15 protein-coding genes are annotated in these 18,526 nt (G+C 71.4%); 8 read left to right on the top strand and 7 right to left on the bottom strand.

What is annotated here, in order from left to right:
- Positions 1-4: 4 nt before the first annotated feature.
- Positions 5-1,975 (bottom strand): beta-glucoside-specific PTS transporter subunit IIABC, encoded by a 1,971-nt coding sequence (locus EWV39_RS04135; protein ID WP_129656990.1) that lies wholly within the window; start codon positions 1,973-1,975, stop codon positions 5-7.
- Positions 1,976-2,589: 614 nt separating this feature from the next.
- On the opposite strand from EWV39_RS04135, the gene EWV39_RS04130 reads away from it, so the two are divergent.
- On the top strand, positions 2,590-3,783 hold the full coding sequence (locus tag EWV39_RS04130) for an MFS transporter (RefSeq protein WP_238148016.1): 1,194 nt from the start codon (positions 2,590-2,592) through the stop codon (positions 3,781-3,783).
- 236 nt (positions 3,784-4,019) lie between these two features.
- On the top strand, positions 4,020-5,129 hold the full coding sequence (locus EWV39_RS04125; protein ID WP_129656988.1) for a PLP-dependent cysteine synthase family protein: 1,110 nt from the start codon (positions 4,020-4,022) through the stop codon (positions 5,127-5,129).
- 27 nt (positions 5,130-5,156) lie between these two features.
- Here EWV39_RS04125 and EWV39_RS04120 read toward each other — a convergent pair whose 3' ends face one another.
- Entirely contained in the window at positions 5,157-5,339 is a 183-nt protein-coding gene (locus tag EWV39_RS04120; protein WP_129656987.1) for a hypothetical protein, read from the bottom strand.
- A 202-nt stretch (positions 5,340-5,541) separates the two neighbouring features.
- Between EWV39_RS04120 and EWV39_RS04115 the strand changes: the two genes are divergently transcribed.
- Positions 5,542-6,189, top strand: coding sequence for a dihydrofolate reductase family protein (locus tag EWV39_RS04115; protein WP_129656986.1), 648 nt, complete (start codon positions 5,542-5,544; stop codon positions 6,187-6,189).
- Here the strand turns inward: EWV39_RS04115 and EWV39_RS04110 are convergent.
- The 4 genes from EWV39_RS04110 to EWV39_RS04095 all read right to left on the bottom strand — a co-directional run bounded on the left by EWV39_RS04110 (position 6,155) and on the right by EWV39_RS04095 (position 11,927).
- Positions 6,155-7,669 (bottom strand): PTS transporter subunit EIIC, encoded by a 1,515-nt coding sequence (locus EWV39_RS04110; protein WP_129656985.1) that lies wholly within the window; start codon positions 7,667-7,669, stop codon positions 6,155-6,157. The two genes, EWV39_RS04115 and EWV39_RS04110, sit on opposite strands and share 35 nt — an antisense overlap.
- 332 nt (positions 7,670-8,001) lie before the next feature.
- Complete coding sequence (gene araA / locus EWV39_RS04105; RefSeq protein ID WP_129657384.1) at positions 8,002-9,510, bottom strand: L-arabinose isomerase; 1,509 nt, start codon at positions 9,508-9,510, stop codon at positions 8,002-8,004.
- A 58-nt stretch (positions 9,511-9,568) separates the two neighbouring features.
- Positions 9,569-10,285 (bottom strand): L-ribulose-5-phosphate 4-epimerase, encoded by a 717-nt coding sequence (locus EWV39_RS04100; protein WP_129656984.1) that lies wholly within the window; start codon positions 10,283-10,285, stop codon positions 9,569-9,571.
- Entirely contained in the window at positions 10,278-11,927 is a 1,650-nt protein-coding gene (locus EWV39_RS04095; RefSeq protein ID WP_129656983.1) for a xylulokinase, read from the bottom strand. Before EWV39_RS04095 ends, EWV39_RS04100 begins: the two co-directional genes overlap by 8 nt.
- A gap of 287 nt (positions 11,928-12,214) precedes the next feature.
- Here EWV39_RS04095 and EWV39_RS04090 point away from each other — a divergent pair, with 287 nt between their 5' ends.
- The 5 genes from EWV39_RS04090 to EWV39_RS04070 all read left to right on the top strand — a co-directional run bounded on the left by EWV39_RS04090 (position 12,215) and on the right by EWV39_RS04070 (position 18,062).
- Positions 12,215-13,273, top strand: coding sequence for a LacI family DNA-binding transcriptional regulator (locus EWV39_RS04090; protein ID WP_202864883.1), 1,059 nt, complete (start codon positions 12,215-12,217; stop codon positions 13,271-13,273).
- 383 nt (positions 13,274-13,656) lie between these two features.
- A complete protein-coding gene (locus tag EWV39_RS04085; protein ID WP_129656982.1) occupies positions 13,657-15,081 on the top strand; it encodes a sugar porter family MFS transporter in 1,425 nt (474 codons plus the stop codon).
- 189 nt (positions 15,082-15,270) lie between these two features.
- Complete coding sequence (locus EWV39_RS04080) at positions 15,271-16,551, top strand: type III polyketide synthase (protein WP_129656981.1); 1,281 nt, start codon at positions 15,271-15,273, stop codon at positions 16,549-16,551.
- On the top strand, positions 16,548-17,300 hold the full coding sequence (locus EWV39_RS04075; protein ID WP_129656980.1) for a class I SAM-dependent methyltransferase: 753 nt from the start codon (positions 16,548-16,550) through the stop codon (positions 17,298-17,300). The genes EWV39_RS04080 and EWV39_RS04075 overlap by 4 nt, the downstream gene beginning before the upstream one ends.
- Before the next feature lie 189 nt (positions 17,301-17,489).
- A complete protein-coding gene (locus EWV39_RS04070) occupies positions 17,490-18,062 on the top strand; it encodes a cysteine hydrolase family protein (RefSeq protein ID WP_238148013.1) in 573 nt (190 codons plus the stop codon).
- 53 nt (positions 18,063-18,115) lie between these two features.
- On the opposite strand, the gene EWV39_RS04065 is transcribed toward EWV39_RS04070, so the two are convergent.
- Positions 18,116-18,514, bottom strand: a complete 399-nt coding sequence (locus tag EWV39_RS04065; protein ID WP_129656978.1) for a hypothetical protein — start codon at positions 18,512-18,514, stop codon at positions 18,116-18,118.
- Positions 18,515-18,526 lie beyond the last annotated feature (12 nt).

The raw sequence follows: 18,526 nt of genomic DNA, 5'->3' as shown, positions 1-18,526 counted from the left end.
GGGATCAGGGCTCGACGACGACGGCCAGCTCGCCGGCCGCGAGGTCCTTGCCGATGCCGGGCTCCACGGCGGAGAAGTTCCCGGTGTTGGTGACGATCATGATGACCGAGGGGTCGTACCCGGCCTCCCTGATGGCGGCGATGTCGAAGTCCACCAGCGGCTGACCGGCGACCACGCGCTCGCCCTTGGCCACGTGGGCGGTGAACGGCGCGCCGTCGAGCTTCACGGTGTCGATGCCCACGTGGATCAGGACCTCGACGCCGGTCTCGGAGCGGATCCCGAAGGCGTGCCCGGAGTCGAGCGCGGTGACGACGACGCCGGAGATCGGCGCGATCGCCTGGCCGGCGCTCGGAACGACGGCCAGTCCCTTCCCCATGGCCCCGGAGGAGAAGACCGGATCGGACAAATCCTCCAGCGCCACGGTGTGGCCGGTCGCGGGGGAGACCAGGTCCGTGGTGTTCTCCTCGTCCACGGCCACCGGGACGATCGTGCCGGCGGGGACCACCTGGGCCTCGGCGGGGACGACCTTGGTGCCGATGGGGTTGGTGTCCGCCGGGACGCCGGAGTCGCCGCCCTGCGCGAGCTTGCGCTCCACGGGGGTGGCGGCGTCGTCCTCGGGGTCCTTCTTGGGCATCCCGAAGAAGAGGGTGAGCAGGAAGGTCACGACGACGGCGACGCCGATGCCGGTCAGGAGGGCGGTGAAGCTGCCCACGGTGAGGTAGGCCGGCAGCGCCAGGAGGGAGGGCAGCACGAAGGAGTCCGCGGCCGACCCTCCCGCCGCGGCGATGGCGCTGCCGATGGCGCCGCCGATGCAGCCGAAGATGAAGGGCTTCTTCAGCGGCAGGTTCACGCCGTAGACGGCCGGCTCGGTGACCCCGGCGAGGAAGCCGGAGAGCGAGGCGGGCCCGGCCAGCTGCTTGAGCTTGGCGTTCCTGGTGCGGATCATCACGGCCAGCGCCGCGGCGGCCTGAGCGATCACTGGCGCGAAGATGGCGCCGCTGAGCGGGGAGGACCCCTGCGTGATCAGGTCGTTCAGCATGATGGGGACGAATCCCCAGTGCAGGCCGAACATCACGAAGACCTGCCAGAAGCCGCCCAGCAGGGCGCCGCCGAGGATCGGGGAGAGGCTCCAGAACCAGCCGATGCCGGCGGAGATCGCCTCGGAGAGGAACACCGTGATCGGGCCGAGGGTCAGCAGCGTCAGGAGGCTGAGGACCAGGATGACGATCAGCGGCGTCGTGAAGTTCCGGATCGCGGCGGGCAGGACCTTCAGCAGCCACTTCTCCAGGTAGCTCTGCAGCCACACGGTCACGATGATCGGGATGACCGAGGAGACGTAGGAGACCGCGAAGACCGGGATGCCGAAGAAGCTCACGGGATCCGTGCCCTCGGAGAAGGCGACGATGCCGGGATAGAGCAGGAAGCCGGCCAGGGCCATCGAGGTGAACTGGTTGGTCTTGAACCGCTTGGCGGCGGTGACCGCGAGGATGAAGGGCAGGAAGTAGATGATCGCGTCCGAGGCCGCGTTCATGATCGCGTACTCCTGGGACTCGGCGTCGAATCCCAGGGTCACGGCCAGGGCGAGGAAGGCCTTGTAGAGGCCGGCGCCGGCCAGCGTCCACAGCATCGGCAGGAAAAGGCTGGAGATCAGCTCGATGAAGCGGTTGAGCAGGCTGCCCTTCGGCGCGTCGTCCTCCGCCGGGGCGTCGCCGCCGAGGCCGCTGGCGGCGATGATGGCGGCGTAGGCCTTGGGGACGTCGTTGCCCACGACCACCTGGTACTGGCCGCCGGCCTCCATCACGGTGACGACGCCGTCGAGGCCCTTGATCCTCCGGGTGTCCGCCTGGGAGGCGTCCTTGAGCTTGAAGCGGAGGCGGGTCGCGCAGTGCGTCAGGGAGCTGACGTTGTCCTCCCCGCCGACGGCGGCGAGGATCTCCTGGCCCGTCTGGGCGTAGTCGACCTTGGTCGATGCCATGGAAACTCCTTCGTCTATGGCATATGCGGTGCTGGGGCCTGTTTTCGGGCGCACTGAGTAGAGGTGCGTGCAATAGAGGCCTGCGGGCGGGTCCGGCGGCAGCCGGAGGGGGACCCGGGCACCCAGGCAATAAAAAAGACCCGAGCTCTCGACGCCGCCCAGTGGGGAACGTTCGATAGCTCAGGTCTTGCCTCAGATGATGGGGAGTGAACCCCGCCCCGAGTCACAATCCTAAGGACTGCCGGTCGGATGACCGTGATGCAGATTATATCCGAGAGATTCCGGAATTGTCCAGGGGCGGATGCGGCCGAGAGGGGAAGGGGCCCTTCCCCGAGAGCAGAGGGCCGGCATCGCCCTGGAATCCGTGCCGGGATCGTGGAAGCCGATTCGGTGCGCCCAGCGCACCGGTCCGCTGCGCCCGCGTCCTCCCTTCCTACCGTGGCTCGATGAGGAGGGCTCGAGGTCGGGGCCCGGCAGAGAGAGGGGGACGCATGGAACGGCGGGCGCTTTTCGCGGGCGGAGGGGCGAGGCGGGGGAGAGGAGGGCAGGGGACCGGGGCCGAGCGGGGAAGCCCACGCGGGGCCGGCCTCGTACTGGGCCTGTGCTGGACGGCCGTGTTCTTCGACGGCCTGGACATGTTCATGTTCGGGGCGACGATTCCGGCCATGCTGGCCGACGAATCGTTGGGGATGGAGGCCGGACAGGCGGGAGTCATCGGATCGCTGGCGACCTTCGGGATGCTCCTCGGGGCCCTCAGCGCGGGGCTCCTGACGGACGCGGTGGGCCGCCGCTGGGGCATCGCGGCGTGCTGCGCGGTCTTCTCGCTCGCCTCGGGGCTGTGCGCGGCCGCCCCCACCGCCGAGGTGTTCGGGGCGGGACGGCTCGTCGCGGGCCTCGGCCTCGGGGGCCTGCTCCCGACGGCGATCGCGATGGTCTCCGAGTCTGCCCCGGAGCGGCGGCGCAACCTCTCCATCGGGGTCCTCATGACGGGCCACCACGCCGGAGGCATCGCCGCGGCGCTGCTCGGCATCTCGCTCGTCTCCGCGCTGGGATGGCGCTCGATCTACTGGGTCGGCGTCGTCCCGGTGCTGGTGGTCGTCCCGCTGGCGCTCCTGGTGCTGCCGGAATCGCCCGGATTCCTGGCGGCACGAGGGCGTCGCGGGCAGAGGCGGGAGGCCGTGGGAACCGGCAAGGCGCGGCTCGGCATGATGGGACTGTTCCGCGGCCGCCGCGGGGTGACGACGCTGCTCTTCTGGTTCTCATCCTTCGCGGGTCTGCTCCTGGTCTACGGGGTGAGCACATGGCTTCCAGCCCTGATGCAGGCCGAGGGGCATCCCCTCGGCTCCTCCCTGGCGTTCCTGCTCACAGTCAACGCCGGCGGCATCGTGGGGATGCTCGTGGCCGGACGCATCTCCGACGCGTGGGGGCCGATGCGAGTCGCCACCCTGTGGTTCCTCGTCACCGCCCTGGGGACGTTCCTCCTGGGGTTCAAGGCCCCGCTGCCGCTGACGTACGCCCTGGTCTTCCTGGTGGGAGCGTTCCTCTTCAGCGCGCAGACCATGGTCTACGCGGCGGTCGCCCACGTCTTCCCCGCCCAGAGTCGCGCGACGGCGATCGGCTGGACCACCGGCATGGGCCGCTTCGGCGCGGTGTTCGGCCCCGGGATGGGCGGGTGGCTCTTCGCGACGGGTCATCAGTCCTGGGGGTTCGCGGCCTTCGCGCTCGCGGCGGTGCTCGGGACGGTGATGCTGCTGGGGGTGGCCTGGACGATGAGGCGGTGGGAGGGGCCGGCGTCGGCGCAGACCTGAGAGCCTGTGGACAGGGTGCGAGCGGGTCGTCCCTCCGGTCTATGGTGGGAGGAGGAGAGAGGTGCGGCCGGTGGGGCGCTCCTCGCGGAGGACCACCTGGCCGGCATCGTGCTCGCCGGAGTCCGCGGTCCGTCTCGCAAGCTGACAGGGAAGTAGGGATCCATGCACACGTACCCGAAGGCGGAGGCCGCGCGCCTCGCTGCAGGCTCCTCCGTTCAGCCGGCGGGAGGCCGCCGATGAGCGCCGGGATCCCGCCGCTCGAGGCCGAGGACATCGACCGCTACGACCCGGAGCACCGCGCCTGGCTCAACGCCGCGATCGCCACGGTGCAGTCGGAGGGCAACCGCACCTCGGACACGCATCTGCTCGCGGTGCCCCTGCCCGCCGAGTGGGGAGTGGACCTCTACCTGAAGGACGAGTCCACGCATCCGACCGGCTCGCTCAAGCACCGGCTGGCGCGCTCGCTGTTCCTGTACGGGCTGTGCAACGGCTGGATCCGCCGGGACGGCCCGGTGGTCGAGGCCTCCAGCGGCTCCACGGCCGTCTCGGAGGCCTACTTCGCCCGGCTGATCGGCGTCCCCTTCATCGCGGTGATGGCCCGCTCCACCAGCCGGGAGAAGGTCAAGCTCATCGAGCTGTACGGCGGGCGCTGCCACTTCGTCGAGGATCCGCGCGAGGTGTACGACGTCGCCGCCTCGCTGGCCCGGGAGTGCGGCGGCCACTACATGGACCAGTTCACCTACGCCGAGCGCGCGACCGACTGGCGGGGGAACAACAACATCGCCGAGTCGATCTTCGCCCAGATGGCGCGGGAGCCGCACCCGGAGCCGGCCTGGATCGTGGCGACGGCGGGCACCGGCGGGACCTCCGCGACGCTCGCCCGCTACGTCAACTACACCCAGCGGGCCACCGGCATCTGCGTCGCGGACCCGGAGAACTCCGCCTACTTCCCCGGCTGGCGCGACCACGACCCGGAGGCCGTCACCGCCGTCGGCTCGCGGATGGAGGGCATCGGGCGCCAGCGGGTGGAGGCGAGCTTCCTCCCCAGCAGCATCGACCGGATGATGCGGGTGCCCGACGCCGCCGCGATCGCCGCCGTCCACGTGCTGGACGAGCTGATCGGCCGGAAGGCCGGGGCCTCCACGGGAACGGGCCTGTGGGCTGCGCTGCGGCTGATCGGCGAGATGCGGGCCGGGGGACGGCGGGGCAGCGTCGTCGGGCTGATCTGCGACCCGGGGGAGCGCTACCTGGACCGGTACTACTCCGAGCGGTGGCTCGCGGAGCAGGGACTCGACGTCGCCCCGCACCGGGCGCGGCTGGAGGAGTTCCTGGGGATGCGGGGCTGAGGACGCTCGGCCCGGTGCGAGCCGACCTCACCCGAACAGCACGTAGGCGAAGATGCCGCCGAAGACCAGGATCGTCATGATCAGGGAGACGAGCTTGGCGCCTCCCATGGGCTCCCGCTCCGGGGTGTTGAGGCCGCCGTGGCCCATGTCCGCGTCGCCGGAGCCCGAGGAGTCGACGAAGTCGTAGTTGTTGTGGTCGTGTCTGTCCATGACGATGACCTCCTCTTCCGAGGCTATCAAGCGCCGTGCCGCGGTCGCCGGGAGCGACGGAGGCCGGGACGCCGAGGTGAGGCGGGACGCGGAGCCGATGCGGGAGGCCGGAGCCTTCCGCATCGTGCCGGTCGAGCCTAGAGTGAGCCTCACGGGCGCCTCGTCCGGGAGGCCTCCTCGGACGAGCAGACGGAGTCAGCAGATGGCACGGACCCGCATCCACAACCTCTCCGTATCGCTGGACGGCTTCGCGGCGGGTGAGGGACAGTCGCTCGAGACGCCTATGGGCCACGCCGGGCAGCGGCTGCACGAGTGGATGTTCGCCACTCGCTTCGGCGCGCCGATCCTGGGAGGCGAGGGCGGCTCCGCCGGAGTCGACGACGTCTTCGCCCAGCAGAACGAGCCCGGCATCGGCGCCGAGATCATGGGCGCGGGCAAGTTCGGCCCGCCGGGCTGGCAGGACGAGGCCGAGTGGACGGGCTGGTGGGGCCCGGAGCCCCCGTTCCGCACGCCGGTCTTCGTGCTGACCCACCGCCCGCGCCCGGCGATCGAGATGGAGGGCGGGACCGTCTTCCACTTCCTCGACGCGGAGCCGGCCGAGGCGCTGGAGGCCGCCCGCGCTGCCGCGGAGGGCCTGGACGTTCGCATCGGCGGAGGCGCCACCCTCGCGCGCGACTTCCTCGCCGCGGGCCTGGTCGACCACATGCACCTGGTCCAGGTCCCGATCGTGCTCGGCCGCGGCGTCAGGCTGTGGGACGGCCTGGAGGGCCTGGAGCGGGACTACGAGATCGAGGCCGTCTCGGCGCCCAGCGGGGTCACCCATCTGACCTTCGACCGGCGGGCTTCGTGACGGGGGCCTCCCGGGCCTTCCGTCGCTCCGCCGGCACCCCGAAGAGGTAGGTCAGGACGAAGGCCAGGGCCATCGCCGTTGCCATCCCGGTCAGGAACACCGCGAAGTTGCCGTAGTTCATGTACCCGGTGAGCGAGAGCAGGGAGGGCAGGCCGGTCACGTCGGCCGCGGAGCCCCCCGAGGTGGCGATCGCCCCGCCGATCGCTCCCGCGACGCACGCGATGACGAAGGGGCGCTTGAGCGGCAGGTTCACCCCGTAGACCGCCGGCTCGGTCACGCCGGCGACGAGGCCGGAGAGCCCCGCGGGCGCCGCGGCCTGGCGCAGCTTCCGCTCGCGGACGCGGAAGAACACGGCCAGCGCGGCGGCGCCCTGGGCGAGGACGGCGGCCGCCGTCGCGGTCTTCATGACGCTGTAGCCCAGCGTCGCGATGTCGTTGATGAGGATCGGCACGATGCCCCAGTGCAGGCCGAAGATCACCAGCACCTGCCACAGTCCGCCCAGGACGGCCCCGGCGACGACCGGCGAGAGGGCGAACAGCCACTCGATCCCGCCGGAGATCCCCTGCGCGAGGGCCACGGTCGCGGGGCCGATGGTCAGCAGCGTGACGACGGAGAGCAGCGCGAGCACGATCAGCGGCGTCGTGAAGTTCCGGAGCGAGGCCGGCAGCACCCGCAGGAGCCGGCGCTCCAGGTGGCCCTGCACCCAGACCACCACGATCATCGGGATCACCGAGGAGACGTAGGAGACCATGACCACCGGGATCCCGAAGAAGCTCACGGGTTCCCCGGCCGTGTTCAGGGCGATCACGCTGGGGTAGAGCAGGAAGCCGGCGAGGGCGAGGGAGGTGTACGCGTTGGCGCCGAAGCGCTTCGCCGCGGAGAGCGCGATGAGCGCCGGCAGGAAGTAGATCAGCGCGTCCGAGGCGGCGTACAGGATGGTGTGCTCCTGCGAGGCCTTGTCGAAGCCCAGTGCGACGGCGAGGGTCAGCAGCGCCTTGAACAGGCCGGCGCCGGCCAGCGGCCAGAGCATCGGGGTGAAGAGCTCGGCGATCAGCGCGATGAAGCGGTTGAAGAGGTTCCTCGAGGCTCCCTGAGGGGCCGGGGAGGACGCTCCCTCCGGGGTGGCACCCGGGGTGCCGGGAGCCGTCTCCGCTGCGTTCGGCGTCGGTCCCGCGCCGTCCGGCGTCGCGCCCGCGTCCGTCCCGTCCGGCCGCACCCCGAAGGAGGCGATCGCGTGGAGCGCGGCATAGACCCGGGGGACCTCGTCGCCGACCACCACCTGGTACTGCCCGCCGGCGGACCTCACGGCGACGACGCCGTCCAACCCCTCGATCCGCTCGGTCTGCGCTCGGGCGGGGTCCGCGAGGACGAAGCGGAGGCGGGTCGCGCAGTGGGTGAGCGAGCGGACGTTCCCCTGGCCGCCGACGGCGTCGAGCACCTCCCGCGCGAGCCGGGGTGCATCCATCCTGCTGGTCGCCATGACAACTCCTTCGTCTCCTGGCCCGGGATCGGGGCGGTGCTCGGCGCAGGAATGACGGCATGAAAAAAGACCCGGGTCCCGCGCGCCGGAGCGGCGCGGGACCCAGGTCTTGCCCCGGCGACGAGCCGCGCTCGGTCCGGGTCGCAATCCTGCGGTGCGGCTGTGTGGGGCCGCTGATTCCAGAGGTTAGGCGGGGCGGTCAGAGGAGCACAAGCGCAGAGGAGCGGTGCGGGACATATGCCGGATGCCCGGCATGACGCCGCGGAGGAGCCAAGGCGGACGGCCCCGCGACGTGCTCAGGATCCCGGAGATGCTCAGAACCTCGGAGGAGCTCAGAACCCCTGCGCCACCCGGTGGTAGACCGAGTTCCAGCGCAGCGCCTCCTCGAAGCCGTGCGCCGTGGTGCCCTCGTCGATGGCCGCCAGCTCGACACCCGCGATCGTCGCGAAGTCCCGCCACGCCTCCATCCCGAGGGCCGTGGTGAGCACGGTGTGGTGCGCTGCGCCGGAGGTCAGCCAGCACGTCGTCGAGGTCTGGAAGTCGGGTTCCGGACGCCATACGGCACGCGCCACGGGGAGCCGGGGAAGCGGCTCGTCCGGCTCGGTGACGGTCACGGCGTTGGCCGTCAGGCGGAAGCGGTCGCGCAGATCCGACATCGCGACGACGACGCCGCGGGAGGGGTCGGCGTCGAACACCAGGCGCACCGGGTCCTCGCGATCGCCGATGCCCAGGGGATGGATCTCGACCCTCGGCCGCCGCGTGGTCAGCGACGGGCACACCTCGAGCATGTGGGCGCCCAGGATCTTCTCCTGCCCGGGCCGCAGGTCGTAGGAGTAGTCCTCCATGAGGCTGGCGCCCCCGGGAAGGCCGTATCCCATGACCTTGGCGATGCGGATCAGGATACCGGTCTTCCAGTCGCCCTCGGCGCCGAAGCCGTATCCGTCGGCCATCAGGCGCTGCACGGCGAAGCCCGGCAGCTGGCGCAGCCCGTCCAGGTCCTCGAAGGTGTCGGTGAAGGCCCCGGCGCCCTCGCGCTCCAGGAAGCCCCGGATGGCGGCCTCCTGGCGGGCGGCGTAGCGCAGCGACTCGTGCCGTGAGCCGCCGGGACGCAGCTCGGCCTCGATCTCGTAGAGCCCGGCGTACTCCTCCACGAGCGCGTCCACGGTCTCCTCGCCGACGGCGTCGACCTCCTGCACCAGCTCACCGACCGACCACGTGTTGACCGAGGTCCCGAAGCGGATCTCGGCCTCCGTCTTGTCGCCCTCGGTCACCGCCACGTTGCGCATGTTGTCCCCGAAGCGGACCATCCGCAGGCTCTGGGCCTCGTGCCACCCCGCGGCGGCGCGCGCCCACGTCCCGATCCGCCGCGTGCACGCGGAATGGGTCACGTAGCCGACGACGGTGACGCGGGGGACGTTGAGGCGGGTGAGGATGTACCCGAACTCCCGGTCGCCGTGGGCCGCCTGGTTGAGGTTCATGAAGTCCATGTCGATGCTGGCCCACGGCAGCTCCTCATGGGCCTGGGTGTGCAGGTGCAGGAGCGGCTTGCGCAGCGCCTCGAGCCCCCGGATCCACATCTTGGCGGGGGAGAAGGTGTGCATCCAGGCGATCAGCCCGATCACCTGCGGCGCCGCCTCGGCCTCCCGGACGGTCTGCAGGATCCTCTCGGAATCGGTCAGGACGGGCTTCCACACGATCCGCACCGGGATGTCGGGCGAGTCCGCCAGGATCGAGGCGAGCCGCTGGGACTGCTCGGCGACCTCCCGCAGGGTCTCCTCGCCGTACAGGCCCTGGCTGCCGGTCAGGAACCAGATCTCGTGCTCGGTGAACGGGTTCTTCATCATCGGATTGCTGCTCCTTGGTTGGTGTCGGGGCCGGACGGGGGCGTGCTCCGGCGGCTCATCGTCCGTAGACGTTCTGGTATCGCTCATAGAGGCGGTCCACGACCTCCTCGGGGATCGGCAGCGGCTCGCCGTGCTGGCGCGCCAGGTGCACCGTCTTGGCGACCTCCTCCACCATCACGGCGGCCTTGACCGCCGCCTCCGCGCTCGGGCCGATGGTGAACGGCCCGTGGTTCCTCATGAGGACCGCGGGCGAGCGGTGGCCGCTCAGGGTCTCCACGATCCCCCGGCCGATCGAGTCGTCGCCGATGATCGCCAGGGGCCCCACGGGCACCTCGCCGCCGAACTCGTCGCCCATCATGGTCAGGGCGCAGGGGATCGGCTCGCCGCGGGCCGCCCAGGCGGTGGCGTACGAGGAGTGGGTGTGGACCACCCCGCCCACCTCGGGCATGCGGCGGTAGACGTAGGCGTGCGCCGCGGTGTCGGAGGAGGGGCTGCGCGTGCCGTCGAGGAGCCTCCCGCGGAGGTCGCACACGACCATCGCCTCGGCGGAGAGCTGGTCGTAGGAGACGCCGGAGGGCTTGATGACCAGCAGGTCCTCGGCGCTCGGCCGCCCGTCTCCCCTCACGACCACCCGTTCGGAGACGTTGCCGGCGGTCCAGACCACGAGGTTCCAGCGGGGGAGCTCCGCGTGGAGGCGGGCGACTCGTTCGCGGGCCTCCAGCAGGGAGCGCTGGATCGCGGGGGGAAGGTCGTGGATATCGGTCTCAGGCATGCTGCTCCTCGGGGTTCTGGGTCGGGCGCTCGGGTGCGTTCACGGTGGCCGCCGCGGTCCTCTGGAGCTCCAGGGCCTCCCGGTAGCGGGAGAGGTACCTCCGGAAGCCCTCGACGTCCCCGTCGCGGGGATCCACCACGTGGGTCTCGGCGTGGAGGAAGACGACGTCCTGGAGGTAGTCCTCGAGTGAGGAGCCGGCGTGGTCCAGGTAGGCGGCGAGCAGGGCGATTCCCCACGCCCCGCCCTCGGAGGCGCCCCGGGACACGGCGACCGGCGTCCCGGTGGCCGCGGCGAGGAACCGCTGCGCGACGCCGGCGGTCCGGAACAGGCCGCCGTGGGCGTGGAGGGCCTCGGGCGCGGTGCCCTCGCCGTCGAGCAGCTCCAGTCCGATGGCCAGGGCCGCGAAGGCCGAGTAGACCTGGGCCCGCATGAAGTTCGAGAGGGAGAGGGAGCTGCCAGGCGCCCGGACCGTCAGGGCCCGGCCGTCCTCCAGGCCGAGCACCGGCTCGCCGGAGGTGGTGTTGAAGGCGAGGAGGCCGCCGGCGTCGGCCTCTCCGCTGAGCGCCTCGGTGAGGATGGCCGCGTACGCCTCGTCGGGATCGACCGTGCGGCGCGTGCCGAAGGCCAGGGCGACCTCGGCGAACAGCTCCACCCAACGGCTCAGCTCATCGGCTCCGTTGTTGCAGTGCACCATGGCGACGGGCGCCCCCGCAGGGGTGGCGACCAGGTCGATCTCGGGAGGGCCGCCGTCCAGCCGGCGGTCCAGGACGACCATCGCGAAGATGCTGGTTCCGACGCTGACGTTGCCGCTCCGGGCGCGCACCGCGTTGGTCGCGACCATCCCGGTGCCGGCGTCCCCCTCGGGAGGGCACAGCGCGACACCGGGAGCCAGTCGCCCGGAGGGGTCGAGGAGCAGGGCGCCCTCGGCGGTGAGGGTGCCGGCGGGCTCGCCGGCCCGCAGGACCTCGGGGAACACCTCCGCGACGTCGACGGGCAGGCTGTCCCCGACCAGCTCGCGGAGCAGGTCCATGCGGCGGCGGTCGTAGCCGCGGCCGGCGTCGTCGACCGGGAACATGCCGGAGGCGTCGCCGACGCCGAGCACCCGCCGCCCGGTCAGCTTCCAGTGGACGTACCCCGCCAGCGTCGTCAGGTGCTCCAGGCGGGATACGTGAGGCTCCTCGTCCAGCATCGCCTGGCGCAGATGCGCCACGGACCAGCGGAGCGGGATGTTGGTCCCCAGCCGCTCGGACAGCTCCCGGGCGGCGGGACCGGTGGTCGTGTCCCGCCAGGTGCGGAACGGCACGAGCAGCTCGCCGGCGGAGTCGAAGGCCAGGTAGCCGTGCATCATCGCCGAGATCCCCAGGGCCGCGAAGCTGCCCGGCCTCGCCCCGAAGGCGTCCTCGGCCCGCTGCGCCATGTCCTCGTAGCAGGCGGCGAGGCCGGTCCACACCTCCTCCAGGGGGTACGTCCAGTGACCTTCCATCCAGTGGTTCTCCCACCTGTGCTCCCCCGTCGTCAGCACGACGCCGTCGGGGGAGACCAGGCAGGCCTTGATGCGGGTGGAGCCGAGCTCGATCCCCAGGACGGTCCGGCCGGCCTCGATGTCCTGCCGGTGCCCCGCCGTGTCCGAAGGGGCGCTCATGACCGTGCTCCTCGGGGTCCGCATGCTCTCGAGTCAGGGTTCCAGATCCGCATGGGCCGGTCTCCTCGCTGTTTGTTAACGCTAACATTTGTGGTGCGCCTCTCATCCTGCATCATCATCGGGTCCCTCGCAAGGGCATGACGGCGCCTTCAGCCGGGGGCCGCCTGGGGGAGGCGGCTGTGCTCGAGGGGCGGGGTGGGGCGCGTGCGGCCGAGCCGCCCTGGTGGCCGGGCGCCGTTCCGGCGCAGTCGCGCCGGGTGCTGAGATACCCTGAGGTGTTGCAGGGCGTGCACTCGGGCGCCGGCGAGCACAGGGGGCTGAACGGCATGGAGAAGCGGAATCGTCGTCCCAGCATGGCCGAGGTCGCCCAGCACGCCGGCGTCTCCCATCAGACCGTCTCGCGGGTCATCAACGGCTTCGCAGGGGTGCGCCCCCAGACCAAGGAGCGCATCGAGGCGGCCATCGCGGAGCTGGGGTACCGGCGGAACAACGCCGCCCGCACCCTCGTGACGCGCCGTTCCGGGCTGCTCGGCGTCATCGCCGCGGGCTCCTTCCTCTACGGCCCCACCAGCACGCTGGCCGGGATCGAGGAGGCGGCCCGGCATCGCAGCTACACCACCCTGCTCGCCACGATCAGGGAGGGGGCGCAGCAGGAGTTCGAGAACGCCATCGGCGTCTGCCTGGACCGGGCCGTGGAGGCGATCGTCGTGATCGCGGCGCAGGAGGACGTGATGCGCTACCTGTCCTCGTTGAGCGTCGACGTGCCGGTGATCGTCGTCGGGCCCGACCCTCATGAGCTGCCCTCCCTGGCGACGATGAGCGTCGACCAGAACGAGGGGGCCCGCCTCGCCGTGCGCCATCTGCTCGAGCTGGGGCACCGGCGCATCGTGCTGCTCTCGGGGCCGGAGCGCTGGGTGGATGCCGCCCAGCGGACCAAGGGGGCGGTCGAGGAGTGCGCCGCGGCGGGCGTCGACCCGGTGGTCGTGCACGGCGACTGGACGCCGGCCAGCGGCTACCGGCTGGGGCGGGAGATCGCGGAGCGGGCCGAGCCCGAAGGGGCCCTGGCGGTGTTCGCGGCCAACGACGCCATGGCGCTGGGCCTGCTCTCGGCCCTCCACGAGGCGCGAGTGGAAGTCCCCGGCCGGGTCTCCGTGGTCGGCTTCGACGACATCCCGGAGGCGGAGTTCTTCACCCCCTCGCTGACCACGGTGCGTCAGGACTTCACGGAGCTGGGCCACCGGGTCGTAGAGGCCGTGATGGCCGAGGTCGACGGCCAGGAGGCCGACCTGACGCCGGTGCCGCCCACCTTGTCGCGACGGGGGTCGACTGCCTCCGCCTGCGGCTGACCGCGCCGCCGCCGGGCCGCGGGATGCCCTGAGGCCGCCCCTCCCAGGGGCGCGGCGGGCCTTCGACGCCCCAAAATGTGAGCGTTGACATCCTGAAAAACTGTGGGCTAGGCTACATCACATCATAAATGTTAGCGCTAACTTCCTGCTTCTCCATCAGGGTTAGACGCTCGAGGCCCCACCCGGAAGAGGCAGCGTGTCAGCGAGGACGGCTGTTGTGAGACGAGGGACGACGTCGCACCGACGCCCGGCCCCTCGGCAGCGCACCGGCACAGAATCGCCGACCGCTCCGGCCGCGAGGCGGGCCGCACCGACAACTCGAAGGATCACGGCGATCCTCGGACCATGAGGGGCGAACTCCGGTTCCCCGCGAGGAGTGGAAAATGGAGCAAGAGAAGAAAGTCTCCAGCAGGTTCATATACTTCTTCGGATCCTTCGGAGGGATCCTCTTCGGCTACGACATCGGCGTCATGACCGGCGCCCTGCCGTTCCTCCAGAGCGACTGGGGCCTCTACGACGAGGCGGCCGTGATCGGCTGGGTGACCTCCGGCGTCATGTTCGGCGCGATCTTCGGCGGGGCCCTGGCCGGGCAGCTCTCGGACCGGTTCGGCCGGCGCAAGATGATCCTGGCCTCGGCGCTGGTCTTCGTGCTGGGCTCGATCCTCTGCGGCATGGCGCCGCACGACGGTGCCCTGTACCTGGTGCTGGTCAGGATCCTCCTGGGCCTGGCGGTCGGCGCGGCCTCCGCCCTGGTCCCCGCCTACATGTCCGAGCTGGCGCCCGCGCGGCTGCGGGGCAGGCTCTCCGGGCTGAACCAGACGATGATCGTCTCGGGGATGCTGCTCTCCTACATCGTGGACTTCCTCCTGAAGGACCTCCCCGAGACCTGGGCCTGGCGGACCATGCTCGCGATGGCGGCGCTGCCGGCCATCGTCCTGTACTTCGGCGTCCTGCGGCTGCCTGAGTCCCCCCGGTTCCTCATCAAGCACGGCCGCGAGCAGGAGGCGCTGAGGGTCCTCGGATACATCCGGAGCCCCCAGGAGGCCCAGCGCGAGGTCGCGACGATCAAGGACATGGCGCGGAGGGAGGAGCGGTCCGCCGCGAGGACCTCCTTCGCCTCACTCCTCGACGGCAAGTACCGCTATCTCGTGATCGCCGGCGTGGGGGTCGCGGCGTTCCAGCAGTTCCAGGGCGCCAACGCGATCTTCTACTACATCCCGCTGATCGTGGAGAACGCCACCGGGAACTCCGCCAGCTCGGCGCTGCTGTGGCCCATCATCCAGGGCGTCATCCTCGTGCTGGGCTCCCTGCTGTTCCTGCTCATCGCCGACAAGTTCAACCGGCGGCTGCTGCTGACCGTGGGAGGCACGGTCATGGGCCTGTCCTTCCTCCTCCCCGCTCTCCTCAACACGCTCATCGCGGATGCCGACCCCATGATGATCGTGATCTTCCTCAGCATCTACGTGGCGTTCTACTCCTTCACCTGGGCGCCGCTGACGTGGGTCATCGTGGGGGAGATCTTCCCGCTGGCCATCCGGGGGCGGGCGTCCGGCGTCGCCTCCTCCTTCAACTGGATCGGCTCCTTCGCCGTGGGGCTGCTCTTCCCGATCATGACCGCATCGATGCCCCAGGAGGCCGTGTTCGCGATCTTCGGCGTCATCTGCCTCCTCGGGGTCATCTTCGTCCGGGCCAGGGTGCCGGAGACCCGCGGGCGCTCGCTGGAGGACATCGAGACGAACAGCCTCCCGATCCGCGGCGCGGCCGCCACGGGGGCAGGGACCGTCAACCAGTTCGACGAGTCGCGCTAGCTCCCGGGCGGGGGCGGGAGCCGCCGGGGCGGGCCCCATGGGGTCTTCGCCCCGGCGGCTTTCCGCGTTGCTTCGGCGCTGATCCTGCGCCCGTCCCAGACCGGGACGGGTCGGTGGGCCGCGGGGAGGCGCTCTTCCCGGAGGCCGCGTCGCCGTTGCGCCCGTCCAGCCGGAGGGAAAGAATGAGCTATGCCCGCTGTCCTGAGATCCATCGAGATCGCCGTCCCGCCCGTCTCCCTCCGCCAGGAGGAGCTGCGCAATGTCTTCGCCGAGCAGCCGGGGATCAGCGCGCTCGCGAAACGCCTGATCAGGGCGGCATTCGACCACTCGGGGATCGAGCGGCGCCATACGGCGGTGGCGGAGCTGGGACTGGCCGCGGCCTCGGACGGCGGGACTTCGGGCGCCGCGGCGCCGGGCGGTGGAGCCTCGGCCGCCGCGGCCGCGGGGGCCGAGGCTGCCGGAGGGCCCGCGCCCGGCCCCGCCGGAGATCCCGCCCCCGACGCCGTCGAGCCCCTCTTCTTCGACGTCCGCACCCGCGAGGTCCTCGCCCCCAGCACCGGTGCCCGCAACGCCTTCTACGCCCGCGAGGCGCCCGGCCTCTTCGTCGGCGCCGCCCGGCGCGCCGTCGAGGCCTGCCCGGGCCTCGAGCCGGGCGCGGTCACGCACCTGGTCACCGCCTCCTGCACCGGATTCTACGCGCCCGGCCCGGATCTGGACGTGGTGCGCGGCCTCGGGCTGCCGGCGTCGGTGAAGCGCTCCCACCTCGGCTTCATGGGGTGCTGCGCGGCGTTCCCGGCCCTGCGCCAGGCCGCGGAGATCTGCGGCGCGGACCCCAGCGCCGTCGTGCTGGTGGTGTGCGCCGAGCTGTGCAGCATCCACCTGCGGACGGCGGAGGACCCGGACACCATCCGCGGTGCCTCGCTGTTCGCCGACGGCGCGGCGGCGGCGGTGGTCACGGGGCCCGACGCGGTCCTGGCCTCTGGCGCCGTGCCGGCTCCCGGCACGGCGCAGGCTCCCGCCGGCGAGGCCCCCGCCCCGGTCCTGCACCTGGACCGCTTCGAGACCACGGTGACCCCCACCGGCGGGGAGGAGATGGCCTGGAGCATCGGCGACCTCGGCTTCGAGATGGTGCTGGGCTCCTACGTCCCGCAGATCATCGGGACCCACATCGAGGAGGCGACGGCGCCGCTGGTGGGCGAGGACCGGACCGCCGTGCGCCACTGGGCGATCCACCCGGGCGGGCGCAGCATCCTCGACAAGGTCGAGGAGACCCTCGGCCTGAGCCCCGAGCAGCTCGAGCCCTCCCGCGCCGTGCTCCGGGACTACGGCAACATGAGCAGCGCGACCGTCCTCTTCGTGCTCCGCGAGATCCTCCGGGCGCCCATGGACGCGGACGAGGAGCTGGTCTGCGGCATGGCCTTCGGCCCCGGCCTCACCGTGGAGACCGCGCTGATGAGGAAGACCCGATGACCCCCGGCCGGGACCCGGCGGCCCTCCTCCTCTCCGACCTGCGGCACCGGGACGAGGATGCCGTGGAGCTCATGGACGACGCCGGGTGCGACCTCGCCGCGCTGAACCGCACCTACGCCGACTTCCGCTTCGTCAACGCGATGGTCGCGGGATGGCGCCGGACGTACGTGCGGCTGCTGCGCCCCCGCCTCCCCCGTGGGCGCACCGCCACGCTGCTGGACATCGGGTCGGGAGGGGGCGACGTCGCCCGCTCGCTCGCCCGCTGGGCCCGGCGGGACGGGCTGGACCTACGGGTGACCGGCATCGACCCCGACGAGCGCGCCCACGCGTGGGCCGCCGCGCGGCCGGGCCCGGACGGCGTCGAGTTCCTGCGGGCCGGCAGCGGCGAGCTGGTGTCCCAGGGGCGGAGATTCGACGCCGTGATCTCCAACCACGTGCTGCATCACCTGCGAGGACCCGCGTTCCGGCAGCTTCTGGAGGATTCCGCGCACCTGGCGAGGGGCGTCGTCGTGCACAGCGACATCCGGCGCAGCCCCTGGGCCTACCGCCTCTACGCCCTGGGGACGGCGCCCCTGCTCCTGCGGCCCCCGCGCCGCGCCTCCTTCGTCCGCGTGGACGGGATGATCTCGGTGCGGCGCAGCTTCACGGCCGCGGAGCTCCGCGAGGCCGCGCCCGCCGGCTGGAAGGTGGTGGAACAGGCCCCGTGGCGGAACCTCCTGTTCCGCGGTGGCTCCTCGGATGGGGGATGAGCCTGGAAGAGGGCGAGCGGCGCTGAGCCTGCGGAGATTCCGGGCCGAGCGCTGAGGTCGCGGAAGATTCCGGCCCGGGAGTGCTTCTGGGGACGCCGCACCGGCGAGTAACATCGCTCTCGGGGGCGCAGGCACCGGGGAGCGCCCCGGGCCGGGACGCTCGTCCGACGACCCGAGGAGATGGACCACGTGAAATCGGCTCTGCTGATCATCGATCTGCAGGAGGGCTTCTTCCAGGCGGAGGAGATGAAGGGGAGGAAGACGGACCTCGTGGACGCCGCGAACCGTCTCTCGGAGGCCGCCAAGGCGGTGGGAGTCCCCGTCTTCCTGATCACCACCGAGCACAGCCGCGACCGCTCGACGTGGACGCTCAGCATGCTCGACGACGGCCAGGGGTACCTCTTCCACGGCGACTCCTCCACCGAGCTGGTCGAGGGACTGAGCACCGAGGACGTGACGCGGGTGGAGAAGACCCGTGACAGCGCGTGGTTCGCCACCGACCTGGAGCTGCGGCTGAAGAACTTCGGCGTGGCGCACGTGTTCCTGGCCGGTGTCACCACGAGCGGATGCATCGCGCAGACGGCCCGCGATGCGTACGCCCGGAACGTCCGCACCACGATCGTCACCGACGCGATCGCCGACAGCAGACCCCACTACCAGGAGGCCGCGCTGAACCAGCTGGTCGAGGACCGGCAGGTGGACCTGACCACCCTCGATCAGGTCATCGATGAGTGGAGCGTCCCCTCGGGACCCTCCTTCTGAGAGGCTGCTCCGAACGGCTCTCCGCACCATAGGGCGCGGAGGGCCCGGCGCGGTCAGCCCCGGTTGTCGAGGCGGGTGAGGGCGCCCTCGGCGAAGGCGTAGGGGATCTCGTGCTCCTCGAAGATCTGGTTGGCCCCCGCCTCGAAGCGATCGCGCTGCCCGGGGTGGTCGGCGAGGGCCTCGCTGACCGCCGCGATGAGGTCGATGGCCTTGTCGTAGGACCGCGTCTGCCGCAGCTCGTGGGGGACCACGTGCTCCGGGACGTTCCAGCCGCCCTCGCAGCCGACGATGGCGCCGATCTTCCGCGCGAACTCCTTGTCGTGGTCGAACTCCTCCCAGAGGTTGGCGAGCTGGTTCCGAGCTCGTGGCGCCATCTCCTCCGTGGAGAAGCTCTCGTCCTGCCCGGAACCGGCTTCCGGGTCGTCCTGTTCGGTGGGCTGTGAAGAGATCATGGCTCTATCGTA

The sequence above is a fragment of the Rothia halotolerans genome, from assembly GCF_004136635.1.
GTDB classification, from domain to species: Bacteria; Actinomycetota; Actinomycetes; order Actinomycetales; family Micrococcaceae; genus Rothia; species Rothia halotolerans.
Note: the sequence above shows the minus strand (reverse complement) of the source record. Positions and strands in the feature narration are given on the sequence as shown.